The following is a 22,798-nucleotide window of genomic DNA, read 5'->3' as shown; positions in this document are numbered from 1 at the left end:
ACCAAATCCCTTTGGTCCACATACCATTTCTTTTTGCCAAAAAGAAACCGTATGCGAAAGAAAAAGGCTCCCCGCCTTACGCTTAATCCATTGAAAAACTGCAAGTTTCCGTCGTCACGATGCGCGTCCATGCTTAGGCGTGACTTGATTTTCATCCCTGAAAATCACCGGCAACTTGCTTGACGTTTTTCAATGGCGCTTCATGAGGGGAAATGGGGCGGTCTATTCACTTTCATGCGAACAACAATATTAGCCTTCGTTAGCACACTTACTCTAAGTGTCTTATCTTATTGGTAAAACACTGTAACTTGATAACCCTATGTGCAGTGGTCAACTAATTCTGGACAGCCATTTAAGCCGATTTTACATGGAGCATTAATCGGCAAGCTACATGGATGTCGTGAATGTCTAATTTGCAGGGAGCAAAAATAGACCAGTTCTACGATGAAGTGAGATTCAACCATTGTTGTCCGAGTAAACTCGAACCTACATCGCTGAAACACGTAAAAAAGCAAAATCTGTTACCCCGGTTTCTAAAAAGTGCTTGTGCTTTAGATAATCAGGGGAAGTGAGCAGCTGTTGCAGTCCCTCTGCACTATCCCACTCCACAAGGGTTATTTGATTCACTTGTGGAGCAAACTCGCTATGAGTGTCAAAACTTGGTTGAATCATTTTATGAATGAACTTACCACCGGCTTCACTCAGCGGCTGCTGAATATTGTGTAAGTAGCTGGCGTAATCATTGGGATGTTCCGGATTAAATGACGCAAACGCCAGGGTATAGAATTTATCGGGGTTAAAGCTTAACGTCACTGCCGAATCCAGGGCTTTGGTGTATAAATCCAGTTGCTGCCACCCTTTAGCGCGCATTGCCTTGAGTGCTGGCCAACGAGGGTCATTTTGAAACGCCTGCCAACGTTCAGCGTCATCCCATTTTCCAATCACAATCACGGGGGCGGTTATGTTACCCACCAGACTTTTATCCACTTTAAGCCTCGCTACCGTTGAAAAGCCATACGAACGAGCCAAAGGTATCGCCGTGTTATAGTATTCTGTTCTGACGTCTTGTGCATTCTCTTTGCCGATGGCAACTATCACCTGCATCGCCGCGCCCGGTGAAAAGCTGATGCCTGATTCACCCGCCTTCACCACAGAGGAAACAACGCAAAGTGTCAGCAACATCACCAACCAGATTCGATTATTCATTTTTAACTCTCCGTACTAAATTGTTGTTTTAACTTACGTTATCCAACACTCAACGCGAGAGGATTGTTTTTGACTTGCCCTGGTGTATTATCGTGCCATGCAAGATTGGAATGGTTATCAAGTAGTTTTGGCGATACATCGAGCAGGCTCCTTGCGCGGTGCGGCGAAGCTGTTAAACACTACACATACCACGGTTGCCAGACGACTAGATCAACTGGAAAGAAAACAACAAGCCCCCCTCTTTGAACGACTGGTTGACGGTTATAACGCCACCGCACTGGGATGTTCCTTCATTCAGGTTGCTACCAAAATGGAACAGCTTGAACTCAGCATGCAAAGGACCAACGCCATTCAATCCAACGCGCTGTCAGGCCCCATCACCTTGTCTCTGGGCGAGCCTTTATTCCAATATTTTTTGATGAATCCACTGAGTGAGTTTCAAAAAAATCATCCGGATATCCAACTGACCTTGCATTGCTCTACCGCCTTTGTAGATTTGGATAATGCCGAGGCCGATGTGATTATTCGCAGTACCAATACGCCACCTCCTCATCTGGTGGGGCGGCGTTTTGCACCTTATGGCTTGTCCTTTTATGGCAATCCAGATTATCTCAGTAATACCCCTGAATCTGAGCTGCGCTGGATCACGCGCACGGGTCAAGGACCGCGCCCTGAATGGCTAAGGTCGTCTCCTTACCCCAATGCACCCGTGTTTTTGCAAATTGATGATATTGTCGGTGTTTTCAAATCCTTAGAGCAAGGTTTGGGGATTGGCAGGGCGGCGTGTTTTATGGCGGAGCAATCAAAACACCTGGTGAGGCTGGAAGGCGCTGAAGTGACACCTCAATCTGAAATGTGGGTGCTAACACATCCAGATCTAAGGGACCTTCCTCGCATCAAAGCCCTCATGCAATTTCTGTATGAAACCTTTGAAAAAAATATCGGATTGATATCGGGTGTGCATTGAGGATTAGCGTTTTTTGATGGTTGTAGGGTCGGCTAAAAACATTGATTTAACCCGTTAGCTCATAGATTAAAGCCCAGATAATGGTTTGAAAAAAGGTAAAAATCCAGAAGTAAACACTGGCGGCAAGGAACTTGATTGACGAACTTTCATAGTTTTTTCTACTGGTAAACCACCAGGCACCGGCTACCGAAATAACAGAAATCGCAATCAGATAGAGTTCCCACTGAATTTTGCCATTAGTGGCTAACGCTACTGGACTAAAACAGATAATCAGAGCCAGCAAAAGTGGCTTAACCGAACTATTAAGGTGTTTTTGCATTCGTTCAATTTATCCAGGACTGAACCATAGGAAAACTATTGTACTCGTTATTTCAGTCAACGATTCAAATATAACTTTGCAACTCATTCAACTACCTCGGGCCTTTTGATGGCCCTATTTCAACGTTAGTTCCACCACATCTTTACGGGCGTCGATACGCATGGTGAGTAAGATTCGTTCGTGGTTAATATCAGTGATGGCATCCACTGTATCTGGCAAGTCAGCCAGGATGTTAAAGCTGGCATCGTCTAGATCATAAGACCACAACTGAAAGTCGCGATTGATACCATACAATACATCTTCAAAAATAACCGCATGTCGATCGCTACCTTGCTCTATCAGTGCGGTAATGAGCTTATCCTCTGCCGGCCCTGGCCGCCAGTAACGCTCCAGGTGATCTTTATAGATCAGTGCGCCAGATTCACTTTTCTGTGCCCAGGTCACCTGTTTGTTGTTGAGTACCTGCATACTAGCATTTGCCAGATTGAGTTCCACAAAACGCTTTACGCCATTTACCCACGCTATAGCCAATGCGGTTTGAGCTAGTTTATCCCAATCAAATATAGTGGAGACAGGAGACGCGAATCTAAAGGTCGAGAATTTTCCATCCAGCGAGATTTGAGTGACTTCATATGATGCGCTTATCAGAATATTTTGGCCATCTGCACTCCATGCATAACCGCTAATATAGGTATCTAGCGGAAAGTCACTGAGTTGTCGCAAGTTATTACCACTTGCCAGCCAGATTTGTGAAGTACCGGAGCGATTCGAAATAAAGGCAATGCCATCACCACCCGGTTGGAATACAGCAAGATCTTCTCCATGGGTAGAGCGATAAAGCGCAGTATATTCAGGATTTGACTCGTTGTTTGTGGCCGCGTCAACGGCAAACTGCGCTCCAGACATAGAGACGATATCACTGTCGTAATAGCCTTTGATGGCTAACAGGTGTTTACCATCCGGATGAAATACTGGCGTCCCAATGGCCTGATCTAAAGGCACGCTCACGCGATTAATCTCACCTTTAAAAGTCAGTGTAAACAACTGTCTACCGGTGCTGAATACCATCAGTTCGCCCGATGGTGCAAGACGTGGGTACAGGGGACGAAAGCCTGCAATTTCCTGCGGATATTGAATGGCATGACGAGAGAGTCGCTGACCATCTGAGCGCAGGGTCTCAATGTAAAACTTGCCGTCTTGTAACTTACTGGTTAAGGCAATTAGTTCTTTTTCAGAAGAATAATCAAAAGCAATGACGTTGCCAGAATCAGGGGCATACAGGGTTGTGCTTTTATTATTGCTAATGGAATAGCTTATCAGCCGCCAGCTCTCATTCTCTTTTTGCATTAAAGCAATTTCATCGTTATTCAACCAGGTGGCACTGCGAATTTCAGTATTGTTGCATTCAAGCAACGTTTCAGGTGATTGCGGTGCATTGAGTGCCGATGCAAAATCAATACTTTGCAGCTTAAAACAACTCTTTTGAGTAATAGGTTTCCTGCAATCTTCCTCTTTAACAAAGGCCAGGGTTTTGCCATCTGTAGAGAAGGCGGGAGTGCCAAAAAAGCTGACGTTGTCGGTGAGCTGGAATTCTTGTTGTGTTTCGGTATTTTTTGCCCAGAGTGAGTTTACACAGAGAATCTCTGGATAGCGTTTAAATACGATGTATTTGCCATCAGGTGAGTAAGTACTGGCCAGCTCTCGGTTATCAGTGGTAGTGAGCGGTCGTATATTTTCAACTTCGAAGCTGAATTGCGTATTGCTTGCAGGCCAAAAATTGATAGCCGCAATAACCAATAGCAGCACGACAGCGCCGAAGGCAAACTTCAGTTCCGGCTGTTTTGGGGATTTAGTTATATCTGGCCCATTGCCAAGCTCAATATCGCTCTTAACTTTATCGCTTTCAGATAATCTCGGCTGTTCACTCAACTGTATGGTGGCGCTATTGCTTTGAGAAGCGCTACCATCCGTTGCTTGCCAACGCACATGGCACTCCAGACTATAGCCTTTTTTGGCGTGGGTTTTGATAATGGCCTGTTGCTTACTGTCATCCCCCAAGGCTTTGCGCAATTGTGCGATACAACGCTGCAAAGTGTTTGGCGCGACTATAGTGCCTTGCCAGATGTTATCCAGCAAATCATCCTGACTGACAACTTTGCCCTGGTGTTCAGCAAGATAAGTAAGTACCGCCAGTGCTTTTGGTGGCAATGTAATGGTTTTATTGTTGTGAGTGATCTGATTGCGAGACAAATCAATGAAAAAACCACCCAGCCAAAATTGTTCCGCCATAAATCCTCTTTGCAGCCTCCCTTTAAAGTCCCGGTCACTTTAATCAAGGAACGCTGCGCCATCCATTTTTTGCTAAAGGTATCACCATCCACCCAGGAGCAAAATAGCGAGTCGACAATCAGTTTAAAATCAGCGACAAATCAGCAGATTTTCATGTTTTTCAGCTGTATTCGGATAGCTTGGTCAACCAACAGACAAACGTTAAGTGTGACTTTAAAAGCGCAAATAAAGGAAAACCATGAACATCAAATTCCCGTTTAAAAGCCTCATTGGGCTTGTACTTATTAGTAGTTTTAGTAGTTATAGCGCAGCGGATAACAGTGCATTTCTGCAACACGCTCCAAAGGCAACAAAACAAGAAACCTTAATACAGCACTGGAGTGTTCCAGAACTGGATCTGGATTTCTGGGATATTCCGGAACTTAAAACTCCCTACATGACCCTCAAACCAACACAGCAAGACGATGGAATTACCGTTGCTAACTCCAATAACCAGATAAGCAAACCTGCCTTAACCGAGCTAGTGAGAGAAATCGCAGCTGGTCAACACGGCACGCTTGATAGTTTACTGATTGCCCGAAACGGAACTTTGCTTTTTGAATCCTACTACAGGCGTGGCCGAATAGACTTGTCTCATCCACAATCCTCCGCCACTAAAAGCTATACCTCTCTGGCTGTAGGCAGGGCGATTCAAATGGGTTATCTCACTATGGCGGATTTGCACAAACCAGTGATCAGCGTTTTAACCCATCTCAATCCACAAAAGTTAGTAGCCGGGGCCGAAAAAATCACCTTGCATCACGCGCTTACCATGACCACAGGTATCGATATTAGCGAAGAACAATGGAAAGCGATTAACGAAAATCCACAGCAGCTAAAAGGGCAAAACGAGATCCAGGTTATCCTGGAAACCAGCAAACCCATTTCGCAACAGACGCAGGTATTCAACTATGGTACGGGCCCGCAGTTTATTATGCAGGTACTGGATGCAGTCGTTCCCGGCTCAGCTAAAGACTTCATCAAAAAAGAATTACTCGATAAGCTAGGGATCCGTAATTACGACTGGAAAACCGCCCCCAGCGGATTACCTGAATCTGGCTGGAAAACCAGCTTTACCTCACGTGATATGCTGAAGTTTGGCATGCTGGCCATGAATAATGGCAAATGGCAGGGTGAGCAGCTGATCTCCGAGGAATATCTCAACAAGGCCACCAGCCGCATTGTTTATAACGGCGATGATGATATCTATGGCGGTGGTAAGGATGTATCCAATCAGGGCTATGGCTACTACTTTTGGGGAACGGACTTAAGTGTTGGTAAAAAGAAGTTTACCAGTGCCTCCGCGCAAGGTGGTGGCGGTATGTATATCATGCTGGTAAAAGAGCGGGATCTGGTGGTAGTGGTGACTGCCCATCATAGAGATGACAAAACTCAGCAAATGGTGGCAGAGCACATCCTCCCACTGTTCTTGTAAAGAACCTTAATCTAGCCGCTCCACCAGAATATTGATGGAGCGGTAACTATATCACTCAGTTGATTTACCTTTTATTTTTCATAGCTATATTTAAAGCGGCGACTAAATAGCAATAAAATCTGCCATGAAATGTAAAAAGTGGTAATATTGCCTCCACTTTTTCACCCTTTTGTCTTGTCATGCTCCCCAGTTTTCAGGTACTAGTTTGCGAAAATCTAATCAAGGTAAACCTTGAAGGTAGCTGGGATGTTAAGTCTGATCTGGATTACCTGAATCAGTTGTCCGCAGCAATGCGAAAAGTTCGGGGGACTCCATGGGCACTGCTTGTAGACATGCGGGGTTGGGTGATAAGTGAGGATATGGTCAATTTCAAACAGAAAACCATTTTTCACATGGACAGACGCAACCAAATGGCCGAGTGCTGGTTAGTGGATGATCTGTCGCAAGGAGCCCACCTGATTCACTTTATTGAAAAGGCTAAAATCCCGTTAAAACGCTGTACAAGTGTATCTGCCGCCCGCACATGGCTAAGTCAATACGGCATCGATTTCTGACAAAACGCCATCCGTCAGTTTAACCGACAGGTAATAGCGGCTTAATCTTAACGTCACACAATGGCGTTAATCTGCTAAGCCCAGCAACAGTTAATTAGCAGTATGATCCCCGCCTGGTTCGATATTACCATCCACAACAAAGTGATTTGTGTGACATTAAGAGGTGATTGGCACCCCGCCATCGACTTGTGTTACATGTCACAGCTCAGTGACACAATCAAACAAGTAAACCGGAATACATGGTCATTGCTCGTGGATATGCGTGACTGCCATATCCACGCCAATAATATCGCAGGCCAGTTTGCCAACAGTCTCGATACCGACCGCCGCAATCAATCTCAGGAAGTCTGGCTTGTGGATCGCGCTGACCAAGGAGACTTTTTACTTAGCTTTGGCAGTACCAAGCAGATAAAGGTTCACAAGTGTTTTTCAGTTAAAGAAAGCTGTAATTTCTTACAAAAACATGGCTTTGATCTGCCCTTACAACTGTTTGATAGCGAAGCACAACAGCGCGCCTTGGCAATTTGATATACACTCTTATGGTTGATCATTAAAACCGGAGTTGCCCCACCATGAATGCCCGCAAAAAAACGCTAATTGGCTTAATCTCAGCGCCTTTTCTGCTCATTCTGGTGATCATTTTTGCTTGGGATGCCAACTGGTTTAAGGGACAGGCAACCCCTTATCTCGAAGATGTCGAAAGCCACAGTATCAGCTTTACTGTTATCGAACACAGTTTGCTAACACCAGGGAAAATAAAACTCAATGACATAAAACTTGCTGGTCCAATCGCCAATGGTGACATAGGGACGCTAATCGCGGATGTCAATGTGCTGGATGCCTTCAGCAAAAACATAGTGGTCAACGAAATTCGCCTTCTGGCACCACGTATTGACATCGATATGCAGGCGCTCGACAGCTGGTTAGCGACACAAGCAGAAAATTCCACTCCCGAACCACAAGGTAAGCCAGAACCGTTGCCGGTCAATCGCATCATCGTCAAGAAAATCAGTATTGAAAATGCCAGCTTCCGAGACACCTCAGCCTTGCAACAGTTTCTGATTGAGAACCTTACGCTAACTCTTAAAAACCTGAACATCGCGGAGAATGCTGAAATAGTCCTCTTGCAGGATAAGGCTCCGATTAACGCGAATCTCAGCGTTGCGAACATAAGCGCGCAAGGGGCAAACTTTGGCCAGATCGGTACAGATATCATGGCTACCGAAAAAACCATCAATATCCAGCGCTTTGAACTGAACTCCCAAACCTCGCAGCTCGCACTTTCGGGGACCATTAAAAATCCGAAAGAACAAGCCGATATTCAACTGGCGATAGCAGACAGCAAGCTAAACCTGGAGGATTTCGCACCACTGGCACCAGAGCTTCCCATACCGTTACAGGGCTTATTAAGCTTGGCGGGTAACATCAATGCACAAGGCGAACTGACCAATCCACAAAGTCTTATTGCCAACCTTTCCAGTGAGTTGAAGATGAGCCTGGACACTGCAAAAAGCCTGCTGGATCTGGAGTCGATTATTAGCAGTGAGCAAGGCGAGAAAGTCATCAAACTGCAAATTAATGACAGTCAAATCAATATGGATGAGTTTCAAGGTTTGCTGAAGGATTCGCCAGTGCTCCCTTCAGGCAATATAAAACTTTCAGGATTATTGGATACTCGCGGCCTACTTGAAGATCCACATAGCCTGTTGCAAAGCCTTTCCGGTGATTTCGCCATTGGCCTGAATAACGGAAAGCTTACCGGGATCGACATCAATAAAATTGTGAAAGGCTTTAAAGACAGTAAAGAAAGTGACTGGAAGGACGTTGGCAGTTTCCTGGTGACAGGCCCTATCGGGATTTTAGCTGCAAATATGTTTGATTTGGGTGCGGGAGCGGCTACCTCTGGTGGTGAAACACTGATCCCTCAATTACAAGTGAATGGTGCTATGGATAAGGGCGCAATCCTGTTTAAAAACACGGCGTTGGCCACCGATGAATATCGCCTGGCGTTTGATGGTCAGGTAAATCCCGGTCAAAAGACCTTCAAGGACTTTACCTTTGCACTGCTAGACAAAGCGGGTTGCGCAGATATCAAACAAACGCTGAACGGCGCTATGTCCAATCCCTCCAGTGCCATAGCGCAATCTTTGTTAGACTCAGCTATAGCCCCTATTTCCGGTTTGCTTAAAACCCTAAAAAACTCAGCTTCGCAGTGCAAACCGTTTTATCAAGGTGAAGTAACGCACCCCGCAAGCTAGTGTCTATGCTTGCAGGGTAAAAATAATTACACTGCACCTGAGATTAAGCGCTTACTTTCCTCAGCGAAACCCGCGCCAGCCTCAGCATAAAAGTTGAAAACATGGTCTATGCCAGAGCGTTCCAACTTTTTGCGATCATCACTATACCGGGCTATAGCGGCTATTTCGCCGTCAAAACCCGCAGCTTCCAATTGCTCGTAAACGTTAATTATGTCGTCCGTGGCAGGTAAAGCCAGCATCACCAAGCGAATATGTGACAGTTCAATAGACTCCCAAAAGTCGATATCTTCGGCATCAGCGCAAATCACCTGGTAGCCCTTTCTCTGGAGTGTTTCAATACGTTCACTTTCAGCATCAATTCCCCAAACGTCATCCCCCATGGTATGACGCAATGCCTGGTAACTGCCCTTGCCCACTCGTCCCATACCCACCACTAAAACTTTGGCGTCTCCCGGTTGAGCATAGTGATCTTCTGCCAGGCGAGTATCGGTTTCCAATTTATTAATCCAGGATTTTTTGCTGGTATAGATACGGTGGGCGTGGCGATAAACGATACTGCTGATCACAAAGCTGATGGAAACCGCGATGGCTAAAATAACCAGCCAATGATCTCCCAACCAACCGTTTGCCACCGCCAATGCGGCGACGATCAAGCCAAACTCACTGTAATTGCTGAGGGACAAGCTACTCAGAAAAGAAGTACGGCCGCGCAAATTTAATCGTGTCATCAAGAAGAAGAAAAACAGGAACTTGCAAGGGATCAAGATGCAAATGAACGCTGCCATCGCCAGCATTTCAAGGGTGGGTAAGGCAGTAAAGCCAATGGACAGGAAAAAGCCAATCAGGAATAAATCTTTAAAACCCATTAGCGCTTTGGACAGCTCAGAGGCTTTCACATGACTACTGAGTAACAAACCAAAAATCAACGCGCCCAAATCGCCTTTAACCCCAACCAGGGTAAACAGCTCATAACCACCAAGCGCGAGGAAAAAGCCGGTTAAAGGTAACAACTCACCGTGCCCCGCTGCATGGATTAGTCTATCCAACAGAGGCTTAATCAAGGGCAATGCCAGCAGGGCCAAGGCGTAGATAGAGGGAATTTTGCCTGTAGCCAAAACCAAAAATACCACAGCCAGAATGTCTTGCATAACTAAGATGCCAATGGCCAATTTGCCATGGCGAGTTTTCATTTCACCGCTTTCTTCCAGTATTTTGACGATACAAACCGTGCTGGAAAAACTCAGGGCAAAACCCAATAAAGCGGCGGTTTTTAAATCGAGTCCAGCAAAATAGCTCAGGCCAAAAGTGGCGTATAGCAAGCTGAAAATAGAAAACAAACTCACCCACAGCACCATGGGCCCTGCGGTACCGCCCCAGACCTCAGGTTTAAATAACTGTTTTACGTTAAGCTTTAAACCAATGGTAAACAGCATTAAGGTGATGCCGAGATTAGCCAGAGTTTCCAGCCCGGCAGCGGGCTCCATTCCCATATAATTTAAAATGAAACCGGCGCTGAGAAAGCCGATTAAAGGGGGTAACGATGCAAGGCGGCAGGCCAAACCACAGGCAAACGCAAAAAATATCCAGATAAAATCCATAGCCCTTTTCCAATAACTCGATCGTGTAAATTTGTCGAGCACTAGTATATTCAAAAACCCCCTGGTCAGGCTAGCGGGTAACCCCGGACAATAGAGATAAATATCAGTAAAAATAGAGATTTATGATCGACATCAAAAAATCCGAATTTCCGGCGCTTTAGAATTGTAGTCATCAAAAAGAACACGACAGCAATGGAGCTAAACACTATGAGCATTGAAAACCACAGCCTCGCCGCAGAATTACCGGAGTTTAAAGATCAGATCCACAATTTGAAGATGAACGACAATCACTTCCGTAATCTTCACGAAAAATACAATGACGTTGAGCATGAGATTCATCGCATTGAAGTGGGTGCTGAAAATACGTCTGACGATTATCTGCACGAGCGTAAGAAAGAGCGTCTGTTATTAAAAGATGAGCTGCTGGCGATTATCAAGAAAAGTCAGTAAATGGTGCGGGGCCTGCATTCATTCAATGTAGGCCTATGACCCTTTGCGGATATTGTCGTACAGGACGGCACAGGTTTTGTTAAGGGAAAGCACTCTGGCAGCCAGGCCTTCTATAATCTTATCTTTTATCTTGTCCTTCATGCCCAGAGGAAACTTATTCATTTCTTCCTGAGTTATGCGCATCAGGATACAGTCTTCATGGACTATGACGGTAGCAGTGCGAGTTTCGCCCAATATAAACCCAATTTCACCCAAGAAACTCCCGCCTTTTAACTCTCGGATAAAGTTCTTCTTTTTGTCGTAAACATCCAATATGCCGGTAAGCACCAAATAAAAACTTTTATCATCGGGCTCCCCCACCTGCATGATGGTCTCATCGCGCTCACCAAACCAGAAAAGCTGTTCCGATTTGGTGAGACTGGCGATATCAAACTTAGAAATGCCCTTGAAAAAGTCTAACCGTTGAATGACATCAACAGCTTTTAATTTTGATTGGTAGGACAGCGGCTTCATAATTATTTAGTAAAATTAACCCGAGATTCCATTAAAGGTTGTAAAGTCAGATAAGTCTGTGTTTTGAGCAAGTTCACCATTACTAACCCAATTTACAGCTTACCTTTGCAGTGACAGTCAATGCACTGTATACAATAATAGGCCAAGTTCAAAGATTGTAGTAAGCAGTTTTTTGCCCAATCAGTGATGAACTAGCCTACTGGATAATACTAAAACGCTTAGGGTTTACTTTGCTGCACAGATTTCGACATCCATTGCCCATCAGGAAGCCGCTTTTATTAGGTATTTTCGTTTTCGTTGCTTTCAGCGTTGGCTTGCTGTTTGATTCTAAACTGGAAACGCGGTTTGATGCTTTTTTCCATGATGCAGCAGTCGTCCACAACGCCGGAAATGAGTGGCAACACGTTAGCCTCGTAGCCTTGGATCCCGGTATTCCGGGCTTTGTCAGTCGCCGCCAGACACTCCCGCTCTATGCGCTTGCGGCACAACGTGTGTTCGAAATGGGTGCCACTGCGGTATTTATGGATGCCGTTCTGTATGAATATGATCATCGCACCAGCTATGCAACTTGTATCGAGAAATACCAACAAGATGGGCTGCCTAATCAATTTCGCTGGCAAGCCTCGGCCAACCTTGTGCCCTTTGACAATTTAAGCGAAGCGCAGTTTCAACGCTTTTTTATTGCGCGCCCTCAGTTTGCCGAAAACGACGACTTCATCACCATCAACCTTTTACAAAATTACTTTGGCGAAACGCTATTGCCAGTGGATTTTTTCCAGCTGGAAAACAATACTCAACAGTTGCACAGGCTCATCGCAGACGCATCGGTACACAAACGCAGTGAAGGTGCCTTCAACGCCTCATTTCGTTGGATGAATTTGGCTGAGCAGGCGGTGATCCCCAAAGTGACGAAACTGCAAGGCGAGCGCTTAAAGCTGACACCGGACCTTAGTCATACAGAGCAATGTGAAGATAAACCTTGCAAACGAATTCGCTTTTCTCATCCTAAACAGCAGTTTTCTGAACGCCCGGAACAGCCCCTCACTCCACTGAGTGAACTGGTTTCCTGCGCGCCTTTCACAGCCACAGCGGATATGCAAAAGCGCTTTGAAAATCGGGTGGTGATATTGCAGTTAACTGAGCCTACAGAAGCCACCGATATCAAAGTAACCCCAATGCTTTCGGCTTTTGGCTCACCGCGCCAGTTTATCTCTGGACCTCAGTTTTTAGCCGATGCGGTAGAGACAGCAATGCAAGGCGATGCACCAGTGAGACCCGCTTTGGGACAACGCCTCTTGTTACTATTGGTCAGTAGTTTCATCGGCGTACTATTGGGCGCTTATGCGCGTACCGTTATTGCGTTAATGGCACCAATATTGGTATTAGCTGGCAGTTGTTTTCTATGTTTTGTTTCAATACCCACACAGCTATGGCCAGTTGCAGCCAGTGTAGCCAGTGCAGGGATTGGCACTGTATTGGTTTTAGCGACACATATTTCCCTGGGAACCGCTAAGGCCAAACTCATGGCGCAATACATTCCCCCTCAGATACGCAGTCTATTGCTTAAGTACAAAGGCGATAAGAAGTTTGTGCACAAGCATATCGATGCCGTCATTCTAATGAGTGATATCGCCAAGTACTCCAATGTGACCAGTGAACTGAAAGATCCCGCCTATGTGTTTCACTTGTTAAATCAGTACTTTGAAGAAACCACCTTGTCGACACAAAATCAGTACTCTGGTTGGCTAGAGTCTTACGTGGGCGACATGGTGTGTTTTTACTGGCCTGTTCATCAAGGCACCTCCTTGATTGAACAGCAGCGCCTGGCCTTGCGCGGCGCGATAGATATGGCCCGTAGGCAACAACATTTTTTTAATACCTTGGCGGAAAACAAAACCTTTGAAATTCCAGCAGAAACGCTGACCACTATCTCTGGTTTTATCGGCGCGGGTATCGGGTTAACCAGCGGCCGGGTTATGATGGGAAATCTGGGGCCGCAAAACGGGATCCAGAAATTTGGCTGCTTGGGGGATCCCCTCAATTTGGCTAGCCGAGTTGAAAGCCTGACTCGCTATTTTAATACCGAAATCTTGATCACAGAAGACTTGGTAAAGCCTGCCCAAGAGCTTGAGCTTGCGGTTCGCTTCATCGCTAATGTCGTGGTAAAAGGCCGCAATGCTCCCATTGGAGTTTATGCTTTGGGAGAGCGCAACGACCCGCGTTTTGCTCCGCAAAAAATTGATGCCTGGCTCGGCTGGCAAAAGGCTTTTCATGAAGGTGCGGCGCCCCCATGGCACGACAATCTCAAAGATTTCACTCTGGACAAAGCCACACTTGAGCACTGGCAAGAACAAGGTTTGTGGGATGCGAAACAAACCTGTTATTTGCTCAAAGAAAAATAGTGCAAATACGGGGATTAATGACAAAAAATGAACTTTGTGCAGTTATAAATTCATCATCTGTGATAAAGCATGACTTTTGACATTCAGGCAATGATTTTAGCCTGTGATTAGATATACTCATAAACAGTATCATGCAAACGGAATCGGCCTGACTATGCTGAGCAAATCGAAACTCACCCTCGCTTTAAGTAGCGCATTGTTTGGTGCTACAACATCTGCACAAGTGATCACTGATGGTACTATGGGTGAAGCAACCGACCTGTCAGGCCCCAATTACACCATTGAACAGTCTTTAGGCACATTAAGTGGCAACAACCTGTTCCACAGTTTCAGTCAATTCGACTTGTTAATTGACCAGTCTGCCACCTTCACCGGCAGCGACAGCATCAGTAATGTCATTAGTCGCGTTACAGGCGGTACCCCAAGCCAAATTCAAGGTCGAATTGAATCGGAAATTGGCACAGCTGACTTTTATTTTATTAATCCCGCTGGCGTGGTGTTTGGCGAAGGCGCAAAAGTGGACGTGCCCGGCGCATTTTACGTCTCTACCGCGCAACAGCTGAATTTTTCTGATGGCGGAGTATTTTCTGCCGATACCGAAACCAATAGCACTCTTTCCATTGCGGCTCCTGAAAGCTTCGGTTTTTTAGGAGAACACGCCAGCAGTATTGTATTTGATGGCAGTAACCTGAAAATCGAAGCCGGCGAGCAAGTGGCTTTTATTGCCGCAAACATCAGCGCAGCATCCAGTGAAATAAAATATCGAGGCGGTGAGTTAAGTTTGATTGCCACAGGTAATAGTGACACAACACAGAACCTTGATGCACCGCAGTTAACCGGTAATGGAAGTATTGATTTCCAGCAATCAGAAATCAAACTGGAGGGCAATGGCAACGCCAGTCTTGTTATTGTAGGTTCAGACGTGAACACCTATAAAACCAAGATTGCCGTACAGAACACGGGAGATTTGGATAGCCAGACGGGTATTGAGGTTGTTGCTGAGAACATGGTGATAACAAATAGTCTGATAAGAACCGAAACCAATAACTCGGGTCGGGCCGGCGATGTGCTTATTACAGCGAACACCCTCACCCTCACCAGTGACGGCAATACAGAACAAGATGAATCCGTGCTGTCCTCAGAATCAAAGGTACGCAGGCCACCACCAGGTGATGCACCTCCACCTCCAGATGGCACCATGCCACCACCGCCACCTGATAATATTAACTTCGGCTCTTCCGGCGATATCAAACTACAAATTGCAGATTCACTACAAATTCTCAACAACGCCACTATCAGTAATGTTACGCAAGAGAATGGCCCGGGTGGCAATATTGAAATTCACGCGGGTTCAATGCTGGTTGACACCGTTACCGCCACAGCAGATGTAGGCGTAACCACATTAACGGCAGGCAGTGGCCAAGGCGGCGACTTGGTTATTGCAATAGACAATGAATTGCAGCTAATCGGCAACGGCCAACTCAATGCCATGACGTTGGGCAGTGGCAATGCAGGAAACATCCAGATCACGGCAAACAGCCTGACCATCACTGGAAATGAAAATAATCCCAACTCGCTTGCAAGACCCGGCATTAGAAGCTTAAGTGGTACTGAAGACGATTTGGACAATGCCCCGGAAGGGGATTCAGGGGATATTGAACTGAATATCGCAGGCGAGTTGCGCATTGAGTCGGGCGGAGAAATTGCATCAGTGACCACCGGCAATGGTGATGCCGGAAACATCTCCATCAATGTGGGTAGCCTATATCTAAAAAGTGAGGATGGTGAAACCCCCATTACCATCGGCAGCAATACTTTAGGCCCTGACGCGACAGGGGACGCGGGTAATATCATCATTAATTCCGAAGGTGCGGTGAATCTTCTGGGCAATGCCTTTGTCACCACACTGTCCAATAGTGCAGGTGATGCGGGTGATATGACCATCAACGCGCAGAGCCTCTATATGACCGGTACAAATAACGAAAGGGCGCGTTCCGGTATCAACAGTTCAACAACCGGACCTGGCTCCCGAGGCAATGCAGGTACAGTCATCATTAACGTAACGGATGACATCCAGATGATTAATGGTGCCAACATTACCTCTGATACGGAAAATGCCGGCAATGCAGGTAATATTTTTATTAATGCTCGCTCATTATCTATGTCGGCTATCGATGACTCTGGCGATACAGGCATCAGCAGTAGTGCTACAGATAAAGAGATACCCGTCGAAGAAGATGACCTTCAAGAATTTGTTTCTTCGGGAAATGCCGCCAATATTGAGATCCGCTTAAGCGGCGATATGGTCCTGATTGGTGAAGCTGAAATTAAAACCGAAGGTGAAAGCCTGGGCAATGCAGGTAATGTTTATATCGAAGCGGCCAACTTCTATATGGAAGGTGGCGAAATCGAGAGTAAAGCAGAAGGGGAAGGTTTTAGAGCGGGAGATGCCGGCGATGTCACTATGGTGATCGCCGGGAACGTCACTATTACTGATGAAGGAGCCATTGCTTCTGATTCCTTCAATGGCGGGGCCGCAGGTAATGTCACCATTACCGCAGGTTCTTTGGATATTTCCGAGCTGGGCTCCATTACCAGTACCGCCGCCCTCACCCGCTCAGATGCCGGCAATATCAATATTTCGGTGAGCGGGAATATAACCCTTTCCGAAGGCGGTAACATTGTTTCCGACAGTATTTTGGCCGATGAAGCGGGCACGATTACCATCTCAGCGCAGAATCTGACCTTATCCGGAGAAGGATTCCCAACCCGCATTTCCAGCACCTCACTTTTGGGCCGGGGCACTGCGGGGGAGATTAATATCGATGTGGTAGATACCGTACTACTCACTGCGGGCGGGCAAATCACATCCAGTACCTTAGGTGCGACCGGTGATGCCGGGACCGTTAACCTCAGCGCAGGTGAACTGATCATCGATGCTCAAAATCAGGTATCACTTGAAAGATACATTGAATACGTTGAAGACGAATTTGAAGATCTCCCGGACGAATTCGAAGAATTGCCGCTGGATGATGACGATCTCATTGAATGGGCAGCGATTATCGATATTCGCTCCAATGAACTGTTATCTACGGGCATCACCACCGTTTCGGACTTCGATGCGGTGGGTAATGCCGGAGTCATTAACATCAACGTGAATGGCCTGACAGTGAGCAATGGCGGCGAAATTAATTCCAGTTCTTTTGCCACCGGAGACGCGGGAGACATCATCATTCACACCAATAATCTGGCGATGAACCACAATAATGATGACATTCGCGCCGCGAATATTTCCAGTCAGGTGGGTTTGGAAGGAACGGGAGCTGCCGGAAATATCACAATCAGTGCCACGGATACCATTAACCTGAGCGGCGGCTTAATTGCGGTGGATACTGGCGCCACACTGGAAACCGATGAATCCCGCGAGGCCGGGAGTATTACCTTGAGCAGCAATCAGTTTTTCATGGCCAACAACGCCAATATTACCTCTGGTAGCAGTGGCAACATCGCCGCCGGAGATATTGATATACAAGTTACTCACCGAACTGCCCTCACTGACGCTCAAATTACTTCGTCAGCGGTTGATGCTGACGCTGGTGATATCAATCTAATGACCCAACAGTTTTTCATGGAAGACAGCTTGGTTACCACCTCTGTAAGCAATAACGGTAACGGTGGCAACATTGCCATAGATACTGATTTCATATTAATGGAAGGCGGCTTTATTCAAGGTAACACGGGGGGACAAGATTTTACTGGTGGCGATATCACCATAGGTGCAGATTTTCTGATTGTCAGTAATCAAAGTCTGGTATCCGGTGGTGAAGAACGCCTGGTGTTTTCGCCAAATAGCGGCATCAATGTCATTCAGGCAGCGGCACCGGATGGCGTAAGCGGCGATGTTAATATTGGTGCCTTGGAATTTGATTTGAGTGATGAATTGGCCAGTATTGGCGCTGAGGTATTGCAGCTGGATAACCTGGATAACAATCCTTGCAATACCGGCAATGCCAGCACCCTGGCTAACACAGGTAAAGGCGGACTGGCGCAACAACCGGACGAGTACAACTCTCCGATATTAAATAGCGACGCTATCAAAATTCGGCTACAACCGGATTCAAATGGTGTACAACATAAATCCTCGGCTCCTGAGGATGTGAATACCCGTTCAAGACTCCATCACCATTTGGCGTCCAGTGAGGTAGTCGAATGTCAGGTAAATCACAGCGAAAGCAATAAGGAATACGGCGCACCATGAGGTTTAAAGGATTAAGTACCACAGCGAGACGCCTGTTAACGGTTGGGCCATGGCTGTGGCTGTTTTTGCCATTGAGCAATCAAGCTCAGGAAGTCACCTCAAATGTAGGTGAGATGCGACCGCAGCTACCCCAATTCAGCCAACAAAAAAATAAAGATAAACCCTTTAGCCTACCGGAAATTAAAGAGGATACTCCTCAAAACCATCAGACCGGCCAGTCGTTTGTGCTCAGCAATGTGATATACAGTGGTAATACGCTGTTTACTGCCTCTGAACTCAATCAACATATTGCTGACTATATTGGCCGCCCCATTTCAGCGTCAGACCTTGAGGCAATGCGAGTTAAGCTAACTCAGTTTTACATTGCACGCGGTTATATCAATTCCGGGGTTATCTTACCCGCGCAAACGGCTCGTAACGGACAAATTCAGTTTCAGGTGATAGAGGGAAGCCTGAGTAGTATCCAGCTTTCTGGCATGGATAATATTTATCCGGAATTCATCATTGATCGGTTGTTACCTGACCCGGCAGCGCCCTTCAACCTGAACGAGTTCCAGGAAAGATATCAACTACTGCTCAACAATCCCTTGTTTGATAAATTTGACGGTCGCTTTCGCCCCGGTTCACAACCGGGAAAGAGTATTCTGGACCTGGCTATTACCCCTGCAACACCTTATGGCTTGTCAATTCAGGCGGATAATTTTGGCTCTGCCAGTAGTGGTGAAGGACAGCTCAACCTTAACGGACATTACCTGAATTTATTAGGGCATGGCGATATTATGTCTGCCTCTATCAGGATGAAAGAGGGTTCATTGGGCGGCAGTTTAAGCTATCAATTACCACTCAATAAATACGACACCCGCCTGACAGTGCAATTGGGTTTTAACGATTCCGACGTGATCGAACAACAAATCGAAACCCTGGATATTGAAAGTGATTATCAAAGCACCGAAATCAGCTTGAGCCAACCTATTATCAGTAGCCTTGAGCGCACCTTGCTGGTGACAGGCACACTATCAGTGCGAGAAAATCAAGGTAGCTTGTTGGACCAGCCCTTTTCCTTCGCCTATGGTGAAAACAACGGTTTGTCGAGAGTGTCAGCACTGAGACTGGCTTTACAAGGCAGTATTCGCAGCGCCAAACAGGTGTGGTCAGCGCACTTGCGTTACTCCCACGGCATCACTGCTTTTCATGCAACGGATAATAATAACCTCACACCGGATAGCGACTTTTCAGCACTGCTGTTGCAATTACAGTATGCTCGCTTGCTTGAGGGCGGGCTGCGCTTAACCTGGCGCGCTGATGGTCAACTGAGCAGTGATGGTTTGTTGCCGCTAGAGCAATTTGCCATTGGTGGTGCTCGCACCGTCAGGGGATACCGAGAAAATGAACTGGTACGCGATGAAGGCTTTATTACCTCCATTGAATTACGTTCCCCAGTCTTTGATGACCTGGACTACGGCGGAAAACTTGGCGCATTGGATGCCTACCTTTTTAGCGATTACGGAGAGGGCAGTTATCGCTCAGAAATCCAGGATAACGCCAGCCCTTTGTGGTCAGCAGGGTTGGGGTTGGTGTGGCAATTTACCCCCGGCTGGGAACTTGAAGTGATTTATGGTCATACCATTAAGGCGCCTCAAAACAGAGCCAATTATGTTCTACAAGATGATGGCATTCACATGAGGATCACCGGTGATTTATTCTAAGTTAGTCTCTCGCCACAACCTCCTTTGGCTCACTATGTGCTGGGCACTGCTTGGCATGGGTGCTTTACAAGCGCAAACGTTGTCGGACGTCAGTAAGCAACTTGTACAGGCGGAAGCATTGCGGGAACAGGGCAAATTACCCCAGGCGCTATCCTTGCTTAACAAAGCGCAGCAACAGACGCAGCTGAAGAGCAAACAGCACACCCTCATCCTCGGCTTGAAAGCCAACATCATGCTACTGCAGAGGCGTTACAATGAGGCTTTTTTGATTTTGTCCGAAACCCAACCTCTGGCAGAGCAAAACCTATGGTGGTTTATCGCAGGCGACCAATCCAGTTATTTAGCAAATCTGTTTTTAAGGCAGCAAAACCTAGACAAAGCACAGCGCTGGTTTCAAAAAGCCCGCAGTCTTGCAGCCCTTTCAGGGGATCTACTGTTAGGCGTTCAGTCGGGGATCAACCTTGCTCGTCTGCAATGGCAGAGTGCTCCCGAAAGCATCGACGTGCTAGCACCATTACAGCGGGAAATCTCACAAATAAGTGTAAATTCCGGCAGTGAAGTGCTGCTTAACTGGGCTTCCTTGCTATTAGATTATTTACCACTGGCACCCAATAAAACAGCCCATAAAGAGCAAATATTCAATAGCTTGAATCGCCTGTTGCAAAATCAACAGTATTTTAGTCAAGCTGCGTTATCCCAGGCTTATGGGTTGATGGCCAGGCTATACATGACAGAGCTACGTTATGAGGAGTCCCTTAAACTATTAAACAACGCCATTTACAGCGCCCAGCAACAACCTGAGTTGTTGTACCGTTGGGAATGGCTATCCGGGCAAGCTTGGCGTAATCAAGGTAATTTAACGGAGGCGGTAGCCGCGTTGCAACGAGCCGTCAACCATTTAGAAACCATTCGTCAGGATATTCCGGTGGACTATGTGGATGGTCGCTCGTCGTTCAGACAAACCCTAGAGCCACTTTACCTGGAACTCACAGACCTGCTATTGCTGCAGGCCAGCCAAAGCCAGCAGAGTTCAGCGCAACAAGCACATTTGCGTCAGGCCAGAGCAACCGTGGAACTGCTCAAACGCTCTGAGCTGGAAGACTATTTTGATAATCGCTGCATTATCGACAATCAGCAACAGATTGATTTAAGCGCTGTCAATCAGGCAACAGCGGCAATTTACCCAATATTACTGCCCGACCGGCTAGAGATATTGGTGAGTTTTGCCAATCGCATAGAGCAGCGCACCGTGGCGGTTGGCGCAGCAGAGATCAGCCAGGCGGCCACTGCGCTGGCCAGCAGTTTTCGCACACTGGACCCATACTACTACACCCTCTCAGACCAATTTTACGACTGGTTGATCAGCCCCATCAACGACCTGTTACAAGATCATCAAATTGACACCTTGATTTATTTGCCTGACGGACCACTTCGACTGGTGCCGCTGGCCAGTATCAGTGATGGAAAACAGTTCTTAATTGAGCAATACAGTATTGTTACCTCGCCGGGTTTAACCCTGTTTGATACCAGCATCCGGGATAAAGATGAGATGCAGGTATTATTGGCTGGACTGAGCACCCCGGGTCCGGTTGTGGATGATGTCAGCGAGCGGCTTTACGCGGCGATTAATGTCGCCACCGACAGTCAAATTCAGGAAAACTTGAGTCGCAGACTCACCTACCCTCGTGAGCGACGAGAGCAAGATACTCAGCCGAGAGGACAGAGAGAGAAAAACAAAATTTCCATGCTGTCCAGACTAAGAATCGTTAATAAAACAGCTGTCACAGACAAGCGCAGCATTAACGAAGAGGAATTGCGTTACATCAGCAAGCGCCCGGGTGTTAAGCAACAATCCAATTACCAAACTAAGCAAGCACAATTGAGGCAGCAATTGCGCATAGTGAACAAAATCGCTTTGCAACAAAACCAGGACAAAAACAATTCATACGCTGCGCTGCGCATTGTGGCCAAATATGCAAGCCAGCAGGCATTAGTGGCGGCCTTGCAAGAAAGAGAGCCGCAACAACCGCTTCGTATAGTCACTAAAACGCGCTACCAGCGACCTTACGCCGCTCAAAAAGCAAAAGGGGAGGCAGTGCAACTGCTGGCCAGTAACAATACCGGACAACTGCGTCTGTTAAAGCGTTCCTTACCCGAAAATCAGGAGCAGCTGCGCCTGCTTAAAGCGCAGCGCCTGGAGCGCCTGAAAAACCGCTTAAAACTGCCCGGAGTAGACCAGGAAATAGATAATATTGCCAATGTTTTTAGTGGTGACTCCTTGGTGAATGATGGCTTTAGCAAGCAGCAATTTGTAGATAATATGCTCAGTAATCGCTACGACATTGTACACATAGCCTCCCATGGCGTGTTTGGCGACTCAGCAGAAAACAGTTTTGTTATGACCTACGATGAAGTGCTGGATATGAATCAGCTGGAAGCATTGTTAAATCATCCCAAGTTCAGCAAGGCCCCTGTAGAGTTGATTACGTTGAGTGCTTGTCAGACTGCTGATGGTGATGACCGCGCCCCACTTGGCATAAGTGGCATCGCTTTGCGGGCAAAAGTGCGCAGCGCCTTAGGCGCTTTGTGGGCGGTGTCAGATGCCGCTACAGTAGAATTAATGAGTGAATTTTACGCCAATTTGAAAAAGCCGGGTATGACCAAAGCCCAGGCATTGCGGGAAGCGCAGATAACTATGCTGCAACAGGAGCAGTATCGTCACCCGTTTTTCTGGTCGGCATTTATATTAATCGGGAACTGGTTGTGATCTGCGAGACTCTAATGCAGAGCATTGGCCATCAAAA

Annotated in this window: 15 protein-coding genes; 10 read left to right on the top strand and 5 right to left on the bottom strand. The window is 46.7% G+C overall.

What is annotated here, in order from left to right:
* Positions 1–486 precede the first annotated feature (486 nt).
* Positions 487–1,206, bottom strand: a complete 720-nt coding sequence (locus ACXAGP_RS10400) for a hypothetical protein (RefSeq protein ID WP_475261252.1) — start codon at positions 1,204–1,206, stop codon at positions 487–489.
* Positions 1,207–1,303: 97 nt separating this feature from the next.
* Between ACXAGP_RS10400 and ACXAGP_RS10395 the strand changes: the two genes are divergently transcribed.
* On the top strand, positions 1,304–2,173 hold the full coding sequence (locus ACXAGP_RS10395; protein ID WP_475261251.1) for a LysR family transcriptional regulator: 870 nt from the start codon (positions 1,304–1,306) through the stop codon (positions 2,171–2,173).
* Between the two features lie 46 nt (positions 2,174–2,219).
* Here the strand turns inward: ACXAGP_RS10395 and ACXAGP_RS10390 are convergent, their stop codons facing one another.
* Together ACXAGP_RS10390 and ACXAGP_RS10385 are read right to left on the bottom strand one after the other, a co-directional pair.
* Entirely contained in the window at positions 2,220–2,492 is a 273-nt protein-coding gene (locus tag ACXAGP_RS10390) for a hypothetical protein (RefSeq protein WP_475261250.1), read from the bottom strand.
* A gap of 114 nt (positions 2,493–2,606) precedes the next feature.
* The gene (locus ACXAGP_RS10385; protein WP_475261249.1) at positions 2,607–4,781 is read right to left on the bottom strand and encodes a winged helix-turn-helix domain-containing protein; all 2,175 of its coding nucleotides are present in this window, start codon (positions 4,779–4,781) and stop codon (positions 2,607–2,609) included.
* A gap of 238 nt (positions 4,782–5,019) precedes the next feature.
* Between ACXAGP_RS10385 and ACXAGP_RS10380 the strand changes: the two genes are divergently transcribed.
* The 4 genes from ACXAGP_RS10380 (at position 5,020) to ACXAGP_RS10365 (ending at position 9,067) form a co-directional block, all read left to right on the top strand.
* The gene (locus ACXAGP_RS10380) at positions 5,020–6,255 is read left to right on the top strand and encodes a serine hydrolase domain-containing protein (RefSeq protein ID WP_475261248.1); all 1,236 of its coding nucleotides are present in this window, start codon (positions 5,020–5,022) and stop codon (positions 6,253–6,255) included.
* Between the two features lie 179 nt (positions 6,256–6,434).
* Entirely contained in the window at positions 6,435–6,809 is a 375-nt protein-coding gene (locus ACXAGP_RS10375) for a hypothetical protein (protein WP_475261247.1), read from the top strand.
* Positions 6,810–6,959: 150 nt separating this feature from the next.
* Positions 6,960–7,337 carry a hypothetical protein gene (locus ACXAGP_RS10370; protein ID WP_475261246.1) on the top strand — a complete coding sequence of 126 codons (378 nt, stop codon included), beginning with the start codon at positions 6,960–6,962 and terminating at the stop codon, positions 7,335–7,337.
* A gap of 44 nt (positions 7,338–7,381) precedes the next feature.
* The gene (locus ACXAGP_RS10365) at positions 7,382–9,067 is read left to right on the top strand and encodes an AsmA family protein (RefSeq protein WP_475261245.1); all 1,686 of its coding nucleotides are present in this window, start codon (positions 7,382–7,384) and stop codon (positions 9,065–9,067) included.
* A 26-nt stretch (positions 9,068–9,093) separates the two neighbouring features.
* Here ACXAGP_RS10365 and ACXAGP_RS10360 read toward each other — a convergent pair whose 3' ends face one another.
* Complete coding sequence (locus ACXAGP_RS10360; RefSeq protein WP_475261244.1) at positions 9,094–10,665, bottom strand: cation:proton antiporter domain-containing protein; 1,572 nt, start codon at positions 10,663–10,665, stop codon at positions 9,094–9,096.
* 207 nt (positions 10,666–10,872) lie between these two features.
* Between ACXAGP_RS10360 and ACXAGP_RS10355 the strand changes: the two genes are divergently transcribed.
* A complete protein-coding gene (locus ACXAGP_RS10355; RefSeq protein WP_475261242.1) occupies positions 10,873–11,115 on the top strand; it encodes an HP1242/YdcH family protein in 243 nt (80 codons plus the stop codon).
* Positions 11,116–11,148: 33 nt separating this feature from the next.
* Here the strand turns inward: ACXAGP_RS10355 and ACXAGP_RS10350 are convergent, their stop codons facing one another.
* Complete coding sequence (locus tag ACXAGP_RS10350) at positions 11,149–11,628, bottom strand: cyclic nucleotide-binding domain-containing protein (RefSeq protein WP_475261241.1); 480 nt, start codon at positions 11,626–11,628, stop codon at positions 11,149–11,151.
* 230 nt (positions 11,629–11,858) lie between these two features.
* Here ACXAGP_RS10350 and ACXAGP_RS10345 point away from each other — a divergent pair, with 230 nt between their 5' ends.
* The 4 genes from ACXAGP_RS10345 to ACXAGP_RS10330 all read left to right on the top strand — a co-directional run bounded on the left by ACXAGP_RS10345 (position 11,859) and on the right by ACXAGP_RS10330 (position 22,761).
* Positions 11,859–14,030, top strand: coding sequence for an adenylate/guanylate cyclase domain-containing protein (locus ACXAGP_RS10345; protein WP_475261240.1), 2,172 nt, complete (start codon positions 11,859–11,861; stop codon positions 14,028–14,030).
* Between the two features lie 154 nt (positions 14,031–14,184).
* Positions 14,185–18,288 carry a two-partner secretion domain-containing protein gene (locus ACXAGP_RS10340; RefSeq protein ID WP_475261239.1) on the top strand — a complete coding sequence of 1,368 codons (4,104 nt, stop codon included), beginning with the start codon at positions 14,185–14,187 and terminating at the stop codon, positions 18,286–18,288.
* On the top strand, positions 18,285–19,994 hold the full coding sequence (locus ACXAGP_RS10335) for a ShlB/FhaC/HecB family hemolysin secretion/activation protein (protein WP_475261238.1): 1,710 nt from the start codon (positions 18,285–18,287) through the stop codon (positions 19,992–19,994). Before ACXAGP_RS10340 ends, ACXAGP_RS10335 begins: the two co-directional genes overlap by 4 nt.
* Positions 19,981–22,761, top strand: coding sequence for a CHAT domain-containing protein (locus ACXAGP_RS10330; RefSeq protein ID WP_475261237.1), 2,781 nt, complete (start codon positions 19,981–19,983; stop codon positions 22,759–22,761). Before ACXAGP_RS10335 ends, ACXAGP_RS10330 begins: the two co-directional genes overlap by 14 nt.
* The last annotated feature ends 37 nt before the right edge of the window (positions 22,762–22,798 follow it).

Source organism: Planctobacterium sp. AWM4_229 (assembly GCF_056160305.1).
The sequence above is the reverse complement of the archived record's forward strand: the minus strand, read 5'-3'. Positions and strand labels throughout refer to the sequence as shown.